Source organism: Nocardia sp. NPDC059236 (genome assembly GCF_042754085.1).
Lineage (GTDB): Bacteria > Actinomycetota > Actinomycetes > Mycobacteriales > Mycobacteriaceae > Nocardia.
Genome location: NZ_JBHZAF010000018.1, coordinates 24951 through 40023 on the forward strand (window position 1 = coordinate 24951; position 15073 = coordinate 40023).

The following is a 15073-nucleotide window of genomic DNA, read 5'->3' on the forward strand; positions in this document are numbered from 1 at the left end:
CTACTGGACGGTGACCGTGCCCTTCATGTCCGGGTGCAGCGGGCACAGGTAGCGGTAGGTGCCGGGCGTGGTGAAGGTGTGGCTCCACTCGCCCTTGTGGATGATCGGGCTGTTGATCCCGAGCGCGACATCGCCGATGCCCTGCACGGCGTGCGGGGCGCGGTCGTCGAACTTCCAGGTCACGGTGTCCCCGGCCTTGACGGTGATGTCGGCCGGGGAGAACTTCATGTCCTTCACCTCGACGGTCACCGCGGCGGCAACCGCCGGACCGGTGGAGGTGGCCGTCGCGGAGGCGGCCGGAGCTGGCGTGGTCGAGGTGGCCGCGCTCTTCGAGCTTTCCGACGAGCAGCCCCCGGCCACCAGCGCTCCGGCCACGACGGCGACGAGAAGCAGGACACGCGAAGACGACTGGCGACGGATCGACATGCCAGCCAGGTTAGTACCCGGCGATAGCGCGCCATTCGCGGGCACCGCGCTGACCTGCGCCGCGGCTCCCCAGGCGTAGTCTCCTGAAGCGCAGGCAATCACATCCGGGAGGCGATCATGACCGCACCGGCGGTGCGCGGGTACTACACGGCCGACGAGGTCCGGGCCGCGGAGGCCGAGCTGTTCACCAGGGTTCCCGAGGGAATGCCCATGCGGCGGGCCGCCTTCGGCCTCGCCGACGTGGTGGCGCGGGAGCTGCGTGAACGCACCGGGGGCGTCGCCGGTCGCGCGGTGACCCTGCTGGTCGGGTCGGGCGACAATGGCGGCGACGCGCTGTGGGCGGGCTCGTTCCTGCGGCGGCGCGGGGTCGCGGTGCGGGCGGTCCTGCTGGTACCGGAGCGCGCCCACCCGGCGGGCCTGGCGGCCCTGCGCCGGGCGGGCGGGCGGATTCTCGCCGTCTCCGCCACCGCCGAGGAACTGCGGGAAACGGATCCGCCCCGGCTCGGGCTGCTCCAACACGTCGACACCGGCACCTCCGTGCCCTATCGGGTCGGTCAGCTGCTGGGCGCGCCGGATCTGGTGGTGGACGGCATCGTCGGCATCTCCGGTCGTGGCCCGCTACGCCCGGTGGCGGCCGAACTGGTTGCGGGCGTGCGCTGTCCGATCATCGCCGCCGACCTCCCCTCCGGCGTCGATCCCGATACCGGAGCCGTGACCGGTCCGGCCGTCCGCGCGGACGTCACCGTCACCTTCGGCGCTCGCAAGCCGGTGCACGCGCTCGCCGCACCGCACTGCGGCCGAATCGAGCTGGTGCCCATCGGATTACGACTGCCCGAGGCGAATCTCATCGCGCTGGAACCGCGGGCGGTCGGCGCGGGCTGGCCGGTCCCGGGCCCCTCGGACGACAAGTACACCCAGGGTGTCACCGGCGTCTGCGCGGGCAGCGGCACCTATCCGGGCGCCGCCGTGCTGAGCACGGGTGGCGCGATCGCTGCCACCTCGGGCATGGTGCGCTACGCGGGCACCGGCGCGGAACAGGTCCTCGCCCACTTCCCGGAAGTGATTGCCGCCGAGACCATTTCCGCGACCGGCCGGGTCCAGTCCTGGGTCTTCGGCCCGGGCGCGGGCACCGACGCCGCCGCCCGCGATCGGCTGGCCGAGATCCTGGCCACCGACCTGCCCGTGGTGGTGGACGCCGACGGCCTCACCCTGCTCGCCGCCGAACCCGGTCTGGTCACCGGCCGTGCCGCCCCGACCGTCCTCACGCCGCACGCCGGCGAATTCGTCCGCCTGACCGGTGCCGAACCCGGCCCCGACCGTGTCGCCGCCGTGCGCAAGCTCGCCGAATCCTGGCAGGTGACAGTACTTTTGAAGGGCCGCGCCACCCTGATCGCGGGCCCGGGCGTCCCGGTCTTCGTCAATGAGGCGGGTGGCTCGTGGGCCGCCACCGCCGGTTCCGGTGACGTCCTGTCCGGCATCGTCGGCGCTCTGCTGGCCCGCGGCCTCCACCCGTCCTGGGCCGCCGCGGCCGCGGCCCGCGCCCACTCCCTGGCCGCGAATCTCGCCGCCCACGCAGCCACGTCCGCGGGAGCCCCGATCTCCGCCTCCCCGTTGCTCTCCCACGTCCGCGAGGCCATCGGCACCCTCCGGGAGCTCGCCGCCTGATCCTCCGGCCATGGAAGACCTTGCGGTGAAGTCCATTCCGTATGCGACGTCCATCCCGACGACTTCACGCAGCCGTACCGGTAGCGGCGGCCCGCAGGGCAGTCCGCGCGGCCGTGACGATCGGATGGGCGCCGGTGCCGCGGCGGTAGGCGAGGTGGGTGCGGCGGCGGGCCGGTAATGCGGTGAGGGTGACGCCCGGGGGCGTCGAGCGGGCGCCCAGGTCGGGGACGAGTGCTACGCCCTGGCCCGCGGCGACGAGCGCCAGCACGGTGCCGAAGTCATCGGCGTGGTGGCGGATGCGCGGGGTGAATCCCGCGGCGAGACAGGCGCGGACCGTCATCTCGTGGCAGAGGGTGCCGGGCGTGCCCGCGATCCACGGCGAATCGGACTGTGCGGCAAGCGGTCCGGGCTCGCGGGCGGCCAGGTGGATGGTTTCCTCGAACAGCGGCTCGGTGTCGAGCCCGGGTTCGGGTGCGAGGGGAACGTAGTCGTACTCCTGCAGCAGCGCGATATCCAGGGTCTCGGCCCGCAGGGCGGCTGGGGCGGCGGCCGGATCCAGTTCGGTGACAAGCAGTTCCAGCCGCGGATGGTCGCGGCTCAGCGACACCAGCGCGGGGGAGACGATGGTGTGCACGGCGGTCGGGAACGCGCCGATGCGCAGGGTGCCGGTGAGTTCGTTCCGGGCGGAGGCGAGTTCGGCGGTGGCCTGTTCCAGCACGGACAGGATGGTCTCGGTGTGCTCGACCAGCCGCAGTGCCGCCGGCGTGAGGGTGACGCTGCGCCCGGTGCGTTCCAGCAGCGGCACCCCGGCCTCCCGTTCCAGCGCGGTGAGCTGCTGGGACACCGCCGAGGGCGTGTAGGTCAGGGCTTCGGCGACCGCGGCGATGGTCTTGCGGTGCGCGAGCTCGCGGAGCAGGCGCAGACGGCGGACATCCAGCATCAGCTGATCTTATGCTCGGGCGAAGAAACGTGAAATAGACCTGAAGCCCGGCATCGATCACCCTGGTCACATGACATTCACCGGCCTGTACGTGCCCCTGGTCACGCCCTTCACCGCCGACGGCGACCTGGCTGCCGACGCCCTGGAAGCGCTCGCCCACGAGGTCCTCGACGCGGGCGCGGCGGGCCTGGTCGCGCTCGGCACCACCGGCGAACCCGCCACCCTGACCGCGGCCGAGCAGGCCCGGGTCATCGACATCTGCGCGAACGTCTGCCGCGAGCGCGCCGCCACCCTCATCGTCGGTGCGGGCTCCAACACGACCCTCGACTCAGCGCGCGCCCTCGCCGCCCTCGACCCGCGCGCCACCGCCGCCCTCGCGGTCGTCCCCTACTACTTGCGTCCGTCGGAAGCCGGTGTGGTGGAACATTTCCGGACCCTCGCCGCCGCCAGCCCCGTGCCGCTGCTGATCTACCACATCCCGTACCGCACGGCCCTGTCCCTCAGCGCCGACACCCTGCTCCGGCTGGCCGAACTGCCGAATGTCGCGGGCTTCAAATACACCGCGGGCGGCATCGACGACACCACGATCGGCTTCATGTCCCGGGTGCCCGACCACACCTCGGTGCTCGCGGGCGACGATCTGTACGCCGCCCCGCTGCTGGCCCTGGGCGCGTCGGGCGCGATTCTCGCCTGCGCCAATGTCGCCCCCGCCGCCTACGCCGACCTGATCGCCGCCTGGCGCCGGGGCGAACTGGAATCCGGCCGCGAACTCGGCAACCGCCTGGCTCCGCTGGCCGCCGCCCTGTTCACCGAACCCAATCCCGTTGTCGTGAAGGCGGTTCTGGCCGCCCAGGGCCGCATCCCCACCCCGGCCGTCCGGCTGCCGCTGCTCCCGGCAAGCCGCGAGGCGCTCGCCACGGCCCTGGCCGCCCTGCCCGGCCAGCCCGCCGGGATTCGGGTGTGATCCGAATCGCCGCGGTCGTAATGGCAGTATCGAGGGCGTGAACAAGCCAGACCCACAGGTGGAGAATAAGCCAGACCCACAGGTGGAGATCGTCGTCGACCTGGATGCCATTGCCCACAATGTGCGAATCCTGGCCGAGCACGCCGGAGACGCCGCGGTCATGGTCGTGGTCAAGGCGGACGGGTACAACCACGGTGCGGCCGAGGTGGCGCGGGCGGCCCTGGCGGCGGGCGCGCGGGAACTCGGCACCACCACGGTCGCCGAGGCGGTGGGGCTGCGGGCCGCGGGGATCACCGCACCGATCCTGTGCTGGCTCAACACCTCCGACACCGACTACGCGAGCGCCATCGCCGCCGATATCGAAATCGGCGTCTCCGCGCTCACACAGCTCGCGGGCGTGGCGCAGGCGGCGCGGCAGCTCGGCCGGACCGCCACCGTGAGTCTCAAGGTGGACACCGGGCTCAACCGCAACGGCATCCCCACCGCCGAATTCCCCGAGGTGCTCGACCTGCTCGGGCGGCTGGTGGCCGAGGAGACAGTGCGCTTCCGCGCCATCTTCTCCCACCTCGCGCTCGCCGACGAACCGCAGCATCCGGTCAATGACATGCAGCGCGAACGGTTCCTGGAGTTCATCGCCACCGCCAAGGAGCACGGCCTGCAGCCGGAACTGGTGCACCTGGCGAATTCCGCTGCCGCACTGACCCGTCCGGACCTCGCCTTCGACATGGTGCGCCCCGGCATCGCCGTGTACGGCCTGTCACCGATCCCGGAGCTGTCCGATTTCGGCCTGCGCCCGGCCATGACCTTCCGCGCCCGGGTGCTCCGGGTGAAGCGGGTCGCGGCGGGGGAGGGCGTGTCCTACGGCCACGAGTGGACCGCCGACCGCGACACCACGGTCGCCCTCGTTCCGGCCGGCTACGCCGACGGCGTGCCGCGCCTGCTGGGCGGCCGATTCTCGGTGGCGCTGGGCGGCGTCCGCTACCCGCAGATCGGCCGGGTCTGCATGGATCAGATCGTGGTGGACCTGGGCGAGAACGAAGCCGGGGTCCGGGCGGGTGACACCGCGGTGCTGTTCGGCGGTGAGTCCGGTCACCCGCACGCCCAGGAGTGGGCCGACACGCTCGGCACCATCAACTACGAGATCGTCTGCTACCCCCGCGGCCGCGTGGTCCGTACCCACGTCGGCGGTGACCGGTGACCGATCACCGCATGCTCGCCACCGTCGAGGACACCGAGGCGCTGGGCCGCGAGCTCGCCGAACAACTGCATGCCGGGGATCTGGTGATCCTCGACGGCCCGCTGGGCGCGGGCAAGACCGCGCTCACCCGCGGCATCGCCGCCGGGCTGGGTGTCGAAGGACGGGTCAGCTCACCGACTTTCATCATCGCCCGCCAGCACCGCGCCGGAACCCACCCGGGTGCGGTGGCGCTCGTGCACGTGGACGCCTACCGGCTCGGCGGCGACCTCGACGAACTCGACGCCCTCGACCTGGACACCGATCTCGACCACGCCGTGGTGGTGGTCGAATGGGGGCTGGGCGTGGCCGAACACCTGTCCGATCGCCATCTGCGCGTGCAGCTGCGCCGCGAACCCGAGTCCGATGTGCGCACCGCCGAATGGGAGTGGGTCGCCGCGAATTGAAACCGGACCGGAAAAGTCCCGGATACGCCGGTAAGTTCCCGCAGGCAGACACCACGCCGAGTGGGCTGTACCACCCGGTATCGTAAAGACAATCATGCTGATATTGGCTGTCGACACCGCGACCCCCGCCGTCACAGCGGGACTGGTGGAACTGGAACCGGCGCAACCCGGGTCGAACGCACCGCAGATCACCACGATCACCGCCAAGGTGACCGTGGACGCTCGCGCGCACAACGAGGTGCTGACCCCGCAGATCCTGGCCTGCCTCGCCGAATCCGGCCGCTCCCGTGCCGATATCGCCGCGGTCGTGGCCGGTGTCGGGCCCGGGCCGTTCACCGGACTGCGCGTCGGCATGGCCACCGCGGCCGCCTTCGGTGACGCACTGGGCGTTCCGGTGCACGGGGTGTGCAGCCTGGACGCCATCGCCGCCGACACCGAGAGCTATCTGCGTGAGAGCGCCGACCCGATCGAGCTGCTGGTCGTCACCGACGCCCGCCGCCGCGAGGTGTACTGGGCGCGCTACCGCACCGCGGCCGGGGGCCGCATCCTGACGCGGTCCGAGGGGCCCGAGGTGAGCAAGCCCGCCGATCTGGATCAGGCCGCCGCCACCGTGATCGCCGGATCCGCTTCGCACGTCGACTATTTCGATCTGCCGGTGCTGCCGGTCGAGACGCCGTCCCCGGCGGGTCTGGTGCGCTGCGCCGCCGCCGAGATCCTGGCCGGCGTCGTGCCCGCGCCGCTGGTGCCGCTGTACCTGCGCCGCCCCGATGCCGTCGAGAAGAGTTACGCGCAGGTGGGCCGATGACCATCCGCATCGAACCGATGCGGCCTGCCGACGTCACCCGCTGTGCCGAACTCGAGCAGGTGCTGTTCCCGGAGGACGATCCCTGGCACGAGGTTTCGTTCCTGTCGGAGCTGGCCGGACCGCACAACCGCTACATCACCGCGCGCGACGCCGACGGCCGCATGATCGGCTACGCGGGCATCGCGCTGCTCGGCACCGCCGAACATCCCGAGGCCGAGGTCCACACCATCGGCGTCGATCCCGCCGAGCACCGGCGCGGCATCGGCACCCTGCTGCTGGAGGCGCTGCTGGTGGAGGCCGGGCGCCGCGGCGGGCCGGTGTTCCTCGAGGTCCGCACCGACAACGCGCCCGCCATCACGCTCTACGAGAAGCACGGCTTCCACATCATCGGATTGCGCAAGAACTACTACCAGCCCAGCGGGGCCGACGCGTACACCATGCGGCGACCCGCCATGGCCGGCTTCCCGCAGGACGGATTCACCACCGACGCCGAGGTCTCGTCATGATCGTCATGGGTATCGAAAGCTCCTGCGACGAAACGGGAGTCGGCATCGTGCGCCGACTGCCCGACGGCAGCTGCGAACTGCTCGCCGACGAGGTCGCCTCCAGCGTGGACCAGCACGCCCGATTCGGCGGCGTGGTGCCCGAGATCGCCTCCCGCGCACACCTCGAGGCCATCGTGCCCGCCATGCGCCGGGCGCTGGCCACGGCCGGCATCAGCAAGCCCGACGCCCTCGCCGTCACCATCGGCCCCGGACTCGCGGGCGCGCTGCTGGTGGGCGTCGCGGCGGCGAAAGCCTATGCGGCGGCCTGGGATATCCCGTTCTACGCGCTCAACCACCTGGGCGGGCACGTGGCCGTGGACACCCTCGAACACGGTCCCATGCCTCCGGCGGTCGCGCTGCTGGTGTCCGGCGGGCACACCCACCTGCTGCAGGTTACCGATCTCGCCCACCCCATCACCGAATTGGGCAGCACGGTCGACGACGCCGCGGGCGAGGCCTTCGACAAGGTGGCCCGTCTGCTCGGCCTCGGCTACCCGGGCGGGCCGGTGCTGGATTCCATTGCCACCGAGGGCGATCCGAGCGCCATCGCCTTCCCGCGCGGCATGACCGGCCCCCGCGACCCGCGCTACGACTTCTCCTTCTCCGGACTGAAGACCGCCGTCGCGCGCTATGTCGAAGCGGCGCAACGGGAAGGCCGCGAGCTGCCCATCCCGGATATCGCGGCGTCCTTCCAGGAGGCCGTGGCGGATGTGCTCACCATGAAGGCGGTGCGCGCGGTCCAGGACACCGGCGTCGACACCCTGGTGCTGGGCGGCGGTGCGACCGCCAACTCCCGCATCCGCTCGATGGCCGAAGAACGCTGCACCGCAGCCGGTATCACCCTGCGCGTCCCCAAGCCGCGCCTGTGCACCGACAACGGCGTCATGATCGCCACCCTCGGCGCCCACGTGATCGCCGGCGGCGCAGAGCCTTCCGAACTCACCGTCGCCACCGACCCCGGCCTCCCCGTCTCCACCAGCCACCTGTAAACGCCGCCTGCAACAGGTCGTGGGTGGGTTGGCGAATGCCGAGGCGACAACTGATTTCGTGACGTTCGGGGTAACTCATCGGGTACGTCCGAACTCGGTTCGGCACCCAACCGCCGGCACGGGTACGCGACCGTCGACGGCTCTCAGCCGGCCGCTGAAGTCTCGGGGAGGCGGGGGAGCGTGCCACCGCCGTTCGCGGAGTCCGAATCAGTGGGCGTGCCGGCCGTGACCGAGATATGCGACTCTGGCTCGGCTGGCGGCAGCGAGGTGCCCAGCAGCGGCCCGAGCAGGCGGGGGAGATCCGCGGGGAACGGGATCTGGGGTAGGTCGGGATCCGGGCGCAGCGGCGGCTGGGCGGTGCTACTGGGCGCGATGGGCGCGCCGCCGGCCGAACCGGTCAGGGGCGTCGGAGCCGCGGCCGTGGTGCGGCGCTGGGGGGTCGTGGTGCTGGTGGAGCCGCCCGAAGGACCCGTCGGCGTGGTCTGCGGGACCGGCTGCTGCGGGCCGGTCGTGGACGGCGAGTAGTGGGTGTTCTGCGGCTCGGGCACCACGAATTCCTTGACCCCGTACCCGACGATCAGTCCGACCACCACGATCGCGCCCGCCAGCGTGCCCGCGAGCTTGGTGAAGGTGCCGATCGGCGCGTCCGAGCCCAGGCCGATCACCGGGAAGGTGCTGCTCGGCGTGGTCGAATCCGCCACCAGCGCCGCGCCTTTCGCGATCGCGGCCTCCGGCTCCGGCACGGTGACGACCGGCACGTCGAGCTCGCGCTCCAGCCCCACCACCATGATCGGCACATTGGCGCCGCCGCCGATCACGGCGACCGCCTCCGGAAACTTCGGGGCGCGCGCGAACACGGCACGGGAGAACACCGCCAGCTCGCGCAGCAGGTCGGCGACGATCTCCTCGAAGTCCACCCGGGTCAGCTTGAGCGGCTGCCCGGCCACGTGGTCGATGGTGACCGCGGGAACCACCGACAGGTGCTCCTTGGCGGCGCGGCTGCGGTTGAGCAGGATGCCCCGGTTGGGGCGGATGCCGCGGCGGGACAGGTGGCAGTCCAGCAGATGCTGCAGGATCAGCTCGTCGATGGCGTTGCCGCTGATGGCGTTGGTGCGCTCGGTGCGCAGCACGGTGTCGTCGGCGTGGTCGGCCACGGTGACCGTGGTGCCGGTGGCCCCGATGTCGATGAGTGCCACCGTGTTCCAGCGGTCCAGCAGACCGGTGTGCCGCAGATAGGCCAGGGCCGCGGTGCTCTCCGGGATGAGCTGGACGCCGTGCCGCTGCCGGCCGATCGCCGAGCGGATGATCTGGGCCTGCTCCCGGTCCCGGTAGGCGACCGCGATGTCACCGGGCGGGGCCGAGTCGGGCTCGCGGTGGCCGTTGCCGCGGGCGACCGGATGGGCGCCGACCGGATATACGCTGTCGCGCGGAATCTGGGTGGTCATCAATTCGATCGAGGAGGCCACCAGATCACCGAGGTCGGAGTGGGCGGTATCGGCCGTCACGACGCGGTAGTCGAAGTTCTGGGCGCCGTTGGGCGCGGTGGCGACCGTCGCCGAGCACACCACCTCGCTCCCGGCGGAGATGCCGAGGGATGTTCGCATGTTCACCTCCCTTCGAGCGGATGGTCCGGGTGGAGACGACCATCTCGAACGGACTCCGGACGCGCCCAATGGGTAGCGGACGTCGCCGAGCTTCGGATCGCAGCGGGCCCTTGTCCGATGGGGCATCCGGACCTGCCACTGATCACTTGCGGTCTAGCTCTCTTCTCGAGCCCGCGCGCAGGGGTTGCCGCGCGGTTAGCGGGGTGAAGCAGTTGTGAAACTCTCGACGGTGCACGTGGCGGGACCGATTCGGTCTCGTCGCGTGGCCGACGTCAATGGTGTCACAATCCGTTATCCGAACGTTACAGATTTTCGGATTTCTTTGGAAGACCTCAGATTCCCGGGCCGTCGTGTCGGCGAGTCGCGCTGTCCAGCGGTGTTGCCGTGCTGTCCAGCGGGGTTACAGGTAACCCCGGGCACCGAGTAGCAGTGCCCGGCCTTGAGCGCTGGCACTCCCGTGTATAGAGTGCTAGTTGGCACTGGGTTAGTGCTGAGGTGCCAGCTGATGACTACTGAGCAGGGGTCCCGGCACCCGCGACGACGGGGCTGATTGCGCAGGGGTCACACATGACCGAAACCGTGAGTCCGGGGAACAGCCCCGGACGCGACGAATCCCCTGAAAGTGGAGGGCTCAACGTGGCGAGCGTGAACATCAAGCCGCTCGAGGACAAGATCCTCGTCCAGGCCAACGAGGCCGAGACGACGACCGCCTCCGGCCTGGTCATCCCCGACACGGCGAAGGAGAAGCCCCAGGAGGGCACCGTCATCGCCGTGGGCCCGGGTCGCTGGGACGAGGACGGCGAGAAGCGGATTCCGCTGGACGTCAAGGAAGGCGACGTCGTCATCTACAGCAAGTACGGCGGCACCGAGATCAAGTACAACGGTGCGGAGTACCTGATCCTGTCGGCTCGCGACCTGCTGGCCGTCGTCACCAAGTAAGAACGCTCCAACTCTCGGGGCTCTCAGGGGCTTCCCCCTGAAACCCCATCGAGAGACACCGCCCCGGAGTCGCAGCTGCCAATACAGCAACCGGCCCGGGGCGGAGTGCGTTCCGACCCAACTCATTTCAGGAGTAGGTACATGGCAAAGCAGATCGAGTTCGACGAGCAGGCTCGTCGGGCGATGGAGCGCGGCGTCGACAAGCTCGCCGACGCCGTCAAGGTCACCCTGGGCCCGCGCGGCCGGCACGTGGTGCTCGCCAAGGCGTTCGGCGGCCCGACGGTCACCAACGACGGCGTGACCATCGCCCGCGACATCGACCTCGAGGACCCGTTCGAGAACCTGGGCGCGCAGCTGGTCAAGAGCGTCGCCACCAAGACCAACGACGTCGCCGGCGACGGCACCACCACCGCCACCGTGCTGGCGCAGGCCCTCATCAAGGGCGGCCTGAAGAACATTGCCGCAGGCGCCAACCCGATGACCTTGGGCAAGGGCATGAGCAAGGCCGCCGACGCGGTGACCGCCGCCCTGCAGGCCGCCGCCACCCCGGTCAACGGCGAGAAGGCCATCGCGCAGGTCGCCACCGTGTCCTCGCGGGACGAGGAGATCGGCGCGCTGGTCGCCGAGGCGCTGACCAAGGTCGGCAAGGACGGCGTCGTCACCATCGAGGAGTCCTCGGGTCTGCAGACCGAGGTCGCCATCACCGAGGGCGTGCAGTTCGACAAGGGCTACCTGTCCCCGTACTTCGTCACCGACCCGGAGACCATGCAGGCGGTCTACGAGGACGTGTGGATCCTGCTGAACCGCGAGAAGATCAGCTCCCTGCCGGACCTGCTGCCGCTGCTGGAGAAGATCGCGGAGTCGGGCAAGCCGGTCGTCATCGTCGCCGAGGACGTCGACGGCGAGGCGCTGTCCACCCTGGTGGTCAACGCGATTCGCAAGACCCTCAAGGTCGTCGCCGTGAAGGCCCCGTTCTTCGGTGACCGCCGCAAGGCGTTCCTGGACGACCTGGCCATCGTCACCGGCGGCACCGTGGTCAACCCCGACCTGGGCATCACCCTGCGTGAGGCCGGCCTGGACGTGCTGGGCAAGGCCCGCCGCGTCGTGGTCACCAAGGACGAGACCACCATCGTCGAGGGTGCCGGCTCGCAGGCCGACATCGACGGGCGAGTTGCCCAGTTGCGCAAGGAGATCGAGAACACCGACTCCGACTGGGACCGCGAGAAGCTGGAAGAGCGCCTGGCCAAGCTGGCCGGCGGCGTCGCCGTCATCAAGGTCGGCGCGGCCACCGAGACCGAGCTCAAGGAGCGCAAGTACCGCGTCGAGGACGCCGTCGCGTCCGCCAAGGCCGCGGTCGCCGAGGGCATCGTCCCCGGTGGTGGCACCGCCCTGGTGCAGGCCGCGTCCACGCTCAACGCCCTGCGCGACTCGCTGTCCGGTGACGAGGCGGCCGGCGTCGAGGTCGTGCGTCAGGCCCTGCTGTCGCCGCTGTTCTGGATCGCCAGCAATGCCGGCGTCGACGGCGCGGTTGTCGTGTCCAAGGTGACCGATGGCAAGGACGGCTTCAACGCCGCCACCCTCACCTACGGCGACCTGGTCGCCGAGGGCGTCATCGACCCGGTGAAGGTCACCCGTTCCGCGGTGGAGAACGCCACCTCGGTGGCCCGCATGGTGCTCACCACGGAGGCCGCGATCGTCGAGAAGCCGGTCGACGAACCGGCCGACGCGCACCACGGCCACGCCCACTGACCCAGCCCCGCTGACGTCAGCTCAGCCCCCGGACAGCCCGCTGTCCGGGGGCCTCGCCGTCTCCGAACCCCAACCGCGCGACCCGACTTCCTCCGGCGCGATCCGGCCGTCGGCGCGACTGCGCCACGCCCCGCACCGCCATGGTGACGCCCGCACCGCCATGGTCCCGCCCACTGCCATGGTGATGCCCGGGTTGCCGTGGTCTTGCCCGGACTGCATTGCGCCACTGTCATTTTCGGGCCGCCCGCGCCCTGTCCACGGTGCCGGCCTCGTTCCATGAAAGTTCCAATGCCCGAACCGAATCCGATCGCCGCGAGGTATCGGTCCGGGTATACGGGCCCGCAGCGGTTTTCGAATCCGCGCGGGAGTCAGCGCGCCGGGGAGATCGTCGGCGTGGGCCCGGGGTACGGGTCGGTCGGTGACGGCGTCAGCCAATTCGGGCCCAGTGGCCCGGAGAAGGGCGGGAGCGGGATGGCGGGGGATGGGTCCCGGAGATCCCCCGAATGGGAGTCGGTGAAGGCGTAGAGGCCCCCGATGACCAGGGTGACAGCGGCCAGTCCCGCGAGGCCGCGGCGGTAGGAGCGAATGAAGATGCTGAGGAGTCGCATACGAATCGGTCTTTACCGGCAAAGCATGCAGCCGAAACCGGTCAGGCGACCTGAATTGGCGGCATGCAAACTGGCCTCGCGGGCGTGACGGGTTCTGGACCTCTTACTTCGGGAAATGAGCTCTCAGTCGTGGATCGGACTGGGGGAGCGGCCGTTTCCGTGGTGGAGACCGTGGTGGGAGCGGTGGATCGTGTTCGGCGGTGCCTGGTCTGTGGCTATCGCGGCGAGAAGGCGATCGCGGAGCGCGGGCGGTGGCGGTACGGCCACCGCGGACGCGGCCAGCATGATGGCTTCTCGGGTCTGCTGCACTTCCTGGGTGAAGGCGGCGCGCAGTACAGCATCGTCGGTATCCAAAAGGTCCGCCACTGCGCGCTGATCTTCGTCGCCGATCGATCCGAGCGCGACAGTGTGCGCGAGATCGATCTGGCTTTCTTTCATCTCACGTCACTCCCAAACTTTTCTTGAGTCGTGTCAATCCATCCCGTATACGGGACTTAACGGTCGGCAACCCCACGCCCAGATGGGCTGCGACCTCGGCGTACGTGCGTCCGCCGAAGTACGCGAGGGAGATGGCTTCCCGCTGCGTCTCCGTCAACGTCGCCAGGCCGGCGAGCACCGCCTGCTGTTCCAGCCGGCGCCCGACCTCCTCGGTGACTTCGTCGAATTCGTTGCCGAGGGTGCTGGTGCCGTACGCGACCTCGCGCAGGGCGTGCGCCTGCTCGGCCCGAACCCGGTCGACCGCGCGCCGATGGGCCAGCGTCATCAACCAGGTAACGGCCGAACCCTTGGACGGGTCGAAGTTGGCTGCCGTGCGCCAGATCTGGAGATAGACCTCCTGCGTGGTCTCCTCCGCATAGCCCGGATCATGTAGCACGCGTAGGACCAGCCCGAACACTCTCGCGCTGGTGCGGTCGTACAGCTCGGCGAACGCCTGCTGATCCGACTGCCCGCAACGCTCGAGGAGTGCGGCTAGTTCCAGACTTTCGGCTGCGCGCGCCGTCACCGCAGAGTCAACGCTGGGCGTTTCCGCCCCTCCGTCCCTCGAGCTCTGGAACGAGTTGCCCTCTGCGGCAGGCGGCCGCGCTGTCACAACGCTCCGTTCTGTGTCATCGGCCACGAGGGTAGCGTGCCGCTATAACCTCCTCTCGCGTGGGGGTATCGGCAAAGAGACTGTGGCAGAGTGGCTTTCCAGTTGCGCCGAACGTCGCATACATGACATTCGAGACATGACGTGACGCCGGTCGTCGCCGACCCTCTCGAGCGGTGCCGGGTGTTTGCTAGACATTCGGCACGCCATCGCTGTCGGATGGGAGGAATCTCGAGCCCACTCGGTCGCCGGCCTCAGCGATACCGCTGGTGAACACCAGTCACGCGAGTTTGCCTGGAGCGCAGAACGGGTGGGTCAGGCGACGATGCGCCGGCGGTTGCGGCGGGCGTGTAGCTCGCGCTCGGTCTCGGACATGCCGCCCCAGATGCCGTAGGGCTCGCTGACCTTCAGCGCGTGCGACCGGCACTGCAGCAGCACCGGGCAGGACTTGCAGATCTCCTTGGCGCGTAGCTCGCGCTGAGCCCGGGCGCGGCCGCGTTCGCCGTCCGGGTGGAAGAACACCGCGGAGTCCTGGCCGCGGCAGGATCCGCGCATCTGCCAATCCCAGACATCGGCGTTCGGACCTGGGAGGTGGGTCGGCATAGGCATGGTGAACTCCTCAAGGTGCGAGCTCGTCGGCATTGTCGAGCGGTGCTGGTGGCAAACAGGTGGCCGCATCGCCGTGGCCCGGCGATCGCACTTCGTCGGCTCCGCAATTCGACACGACGCCAACGACGGCGATGACGTACGTTAGGTCGGACAATGAATTCGAGTCAATAGCTTCATTCGACTCAAGCCGAATACGTGCATACAAGAGAATTAACATCCTCGCTATTTACAAAACCGCCTCCCTGCGGTGATACTGATCGGTTGCCCAGTACCGTGACCAACCTGTGATAGCCCATCGGACTGGTCGAAACGCCTGGTAGCAGCAGCTTTTCGAGGGTCGATACCTGTCACTCGATCTATGCAAGAGTCTCGATCAGAGTGATCTCAGCCATTGGACATCTCGCGCTGAGTAGGGTAGAGATGGCCGATTCGCGGCCGTCAGGTTAATAGCGCGAAACGCTATACGAATTCCTTACGGGCGTGCTGGACGATAGCGAGAACA

Annotated in this window: 17 protein-coding genes; 9 read left to right on the plus strand and 8 right to left on the minus strand. The window is 69.7% G+C overall.

Features of this window, described 5'->3' with window-relative positions:
• Entirely contained in the window at positions 1-426 is a 426-nt protein-coding gene (locus ACFXIV_RS35595) for a plastocyanin/azurin family copper-binding protein (RefSeq protein ID WP_379394696.1), read from the minus strand.
• Between the two features lie 117 nt (positions 427-543).
• Between ACFXIV_RS35595 and ACFXIV_RS35600 the strand changes: the two genes are divergently transcribed.
• Complete coding sequence (locus ACFXIV_RS35600; protein WP_379394698.1) at positions 544-2091, plus strand: NAD(P)H-hydrate dehydratase; 1548 nt, start codon at positions 544-546, stop codon at positions 2089-2091.
• A 64-nt stretch (positions 2092-2155) separates the two neighbouring features.
• Here the strand turns inward: ACFXIV_RS35600 and ACFXIV_RS35605 are convergent, their stop codons facing one another.
• The gene (locus tag ACFXIV_RS35605) at positions 2156-3031 is read right to left on the minus strand and encodes a LysR family transcriptional regulator (protein WP_379394700.1); all 876 of its coding nucleotides are present in this window, start codon (positions 3029-3031) and stop codon (positions 2156-2158) included.
• 70 nt (positions 3032-3101) lie between these two features.
• Between ACFXIV_RS35605 and dapA the strand changes: the two genes are divergently transcribed.
• From dapA to tsaD, 6 genes are all read left to right on the plus strand, one after another.
• On the plus strand, positions 3102-3995 hold the full coding sequence (gene dapA, locus ACFXIV_RS35610; protein ID WP_379394702.1) for a 4-hydroxy-tetrahydrodipicolinate synthase: 894 nt from the start codon (positions 3102-3104) through the stop codon (positions 3993-3995).
• Between the two features lie 28 nt (positions 3996-4023).
• Entirely contained in the window at positions 4024-5193 is a 1170-nt protein-coding gene (alr, locus tag ACFXIV_RS35615; protein ID WP_379394966.1) for an alanine racemase, read from the plus strand.
• Between the two features lie 11 nt (positions 5194-5204).
• On the plus strand, positions 5205-5636 hold the full coding sequence (tsaE, locus tag ACFXIV_RS35620; RefSeq protein WP_354831590.1) for a tRNA (adenosine(37)-N6)-threonylcarbamoyltransferase complex ATPase subunit type 1 TsaE: 432 nt from the start codon (positions 5205-5207) through the stop codon (positions 5634-5636).
• Between the two features lie 94 nt (positions 5637-5730).
• The gene (gene tsaB / locus ACFXIV_RS35625) at positions 5731-6441 is read left to right on the plus strand and encodes a tRNA (adenosine(37)-N6)-threonylcarbamoyltransferase complex dimerization subunit type 1 TsaB (protein WP_379394704.1); all 711 of its coding nucleotides are present in this window, start codon (positions 5731-5733) and stop codon (positions 6439-6441) included.
• Positions 6438-6947, plus strand: coding sequence for a ribosomal protein S18-alanine N-acetyltransferase (gene rimI / locus ACFXIV_RS35630; RefSeq protein ID WP_379394706.1), 510 nt, complete (start codon positions 6438-6440; stop codon positions 6945-6947). The genes tsaB and rimI overlap by 4 nt, the downstream gene beginning before the upstream one ends.
• On the plus strand, positions 6944-7975 hold the full coding sequence (gene tsaD, locus ACFXIV_RS35635; RefSeq protein WP_379394708.1) for a tRNA (adenosine(37)-N6)-threonylcarbamoyltransferase complex transferase subunit TsaD: 1032 nt from the start codon (positions 6944-6946) through the stop codon (positions 7973-7975). Before rimI ends, tsaD begins: the two co-directional genes overlap by 4 nt.
• Positions 7976-8118: 143 nt before the next feature.
• Here the strand turns inward: tsaD and ACFXIV_RS35640 are convergent, their stop codons facing one another.
• Positions 8119-9579 carry an Hsp70 family protein gene (locus tag ACFXIV_RS35640; RefSeq protein ID WP_379394710.1) on the minus strand — a complete coding sequence of 487 codons (1461 nt, stop codon included), beginning with the start codon at positions 9577-9579 and terminating at the stop codon, positions 8119-8121.
• A gap of 636 nt (positions 9580-10215) precedes the next feature.
• Here ACFXIV_RS35640 and groES point away from each other — a divergent pair.
• Both groES and groL read left to right on the plus strand, forming a co-directional pair.
• Positions 10216-10518, plus strand: coding sequence for a co-chaperone GroES (groES, locus tag ACFXIV_RS35645; RefSeq protein WP_040855536.1), 303 nt, complete (start codon positions 10216-10218; stop codon positions 10516-10518).
• 141 nt (positions 10519-10659) lie between these two features.
• Complete coding sequence (gene groL / locus ACFXIV_RS35650) at positions 10660-12267, plus strand: chaperonin GroEL (RefSeq protein WP_379394712.1); 1608 nt, start codon at positions 10660-10662, stop codon at positions 12265-12267.
• Between the two features lie 21 nt (positions 12268-12288).
• Here the strand turns inward: groL and ACFXIV_RS35655 are convergent, their stop codons facing one another.
• From ACFXIV_RS35655 to ACFXIV_RS35675, 5 genes are all read right to left on the minus strand, one after another.
• Positions 12289-12486 carry a hypothetical protein gene (locus ACFXIV_RS35655; RefSeq protein WP_379394714.1) on the minus strand — a complete coding sequence of 66 codons (198 nt, stop codon included), beginning with the start codon at positions 12484-12486 and terminating at the stop codon, positions 12289-12291.
• Between the two features lie 149 nt (positions 12487-12635).
• Entirely contained in the window at positions 12636-12875 is a 240-nt protein-coding gene (locus tag ACFXIV_RS35660) for a hypothetical protein (protein WP_379394716.1), read from the minus strand.
• Positions 12876-12998: 123 nt separating this feature from the next.
• On the minus strand, positions 12999-13313 hold the full coding sequence (locus ACFXIV_RS35665; protein WP_379394717.1) for a hypothetical protein: 315 nt from the start codon (positions 13311-13313) through the stop codon (positions 12999-13001).
• Between the two features lies 1 nt (position 13314).
• A complete protein-coding gene (locus ACFXIV_RS35670; RefSeq protein ID WP_379394719.1) occupies positions 13315-13878 on the minus strand; it encodes a sigma-70 family RNA polymerase sigma factor in 564 nt (187 codons plus the stop codon).
• A gap of 399 nt (positions 13879-14277) precedes the next feature.
• A complete protein-coding gene (locus ACFXIV_RS35675; protein WP_040855647.1) occupies positions 14278-14571 on the minus strand; it encodes a WhiB family transcriptional regulator in 294 nt (97 codons plus the stop codon).
• Positions 14572-15073 lie beyond the last annotated feature (502 nt).

Bases quoted from the DNA above. Each gene is read 5' to 3' on its own strand.
- ACFXIV_RS35595 (WP_379394696.1), bottom strand. From the start codon at position 426: ATGTCGATCCGTCGCCAGTCGTCTTCGCGTGTCCTGCTTCTCGTCGCC.
- ACFXIV_RS35600 (WP_379394698.1), top strand. From the start codon at position 544: ATGACCGCACCGGCGGTGCGCGGGTACTACACGGCCGACGAGGTCCGG.
- ACFXIV_RS35605 (WP_379394700.1), bottom strand. From the start codon at position 3,031: ATGCTGGATGTCCGCCGTCTGCGCCTGCTCCGCGAGCTCGCGCACCGC.
- dapA (WP_379394702.1), top strand. From the start codon at position 3,102: ATGACATTCACCGGCCTGTACGTGCCCCTGGTCACGCCCTTCACCGCC.
- tsaE (WP_354831590.1), top strand. From the start codon at position 5,205: ATGCTCGCCACCGTCGAGGACACCGAGGCGCTGGGCCGCGAGCTCGCC.
- tsaB (WP_379394704.1), top strand. From the start codon at position 5,731: ATGCTGATATTGGCTGTCGACACCGCGACCCCCGCCGTCACAGCGGGA.
- rimI (WP_379394706.1), top strand. From the start codon at position 6,438: ATGACCATCCGCATCGAACCGATGCGGCCTGCCGACGTCACCCGCTGT.
- tsaD (WP_379394708.1), top strand. From the start codon at position 6,944: ATGATCGTCATGGGTATCGAAAGCTCCTGCGACGAAACGGGAGTCGGC.
- ACFXIV_RS35640 (WP_379394710.1), bottom strand. From the start codon at position 9,579: ATGCGAACATCCCTCGGCATCTCCGCCGGGAGCGAGGTGGTGTGCTCG.
- groL (WP_379394712.1), top strand. From the start codon at position 10,660: ATGGCAAAGCAGATCGAGTTCGACGAGCAGGCTCGTCGGGCGATGGAG.
- ACFXIV_RS35655 (WP_379394714.1), bottom strand. From the start codon at position 12,486: ATGCAGTCCGGGCAAGACCACGGCAACCCGGGCATCACCATGGCAGTG.
- ACFXIV_RS35660 (WP_379394716.1), bottom strand. From the start codon at position 12,875: ATGCGACTCCTCAGCATCTTCATTCGCTCCTACCGCCGCGGCCTCGCG.
- ACFXIV_RS35665 (WP_379394717.1), bottom strand. From the start codon at position 13,313: ATGAAAGAAAGCCAGATCGATCTCGCGCACACTGTCGCGCTCGGATCG.
- ACFXIV_RS35675 (WP_040855647.1), bottom strand. From the start codon at position 14,571: ATGCCTATGCCGACCCACCTCCCAGGTCCGAACGCCGATGTCTGGGAT.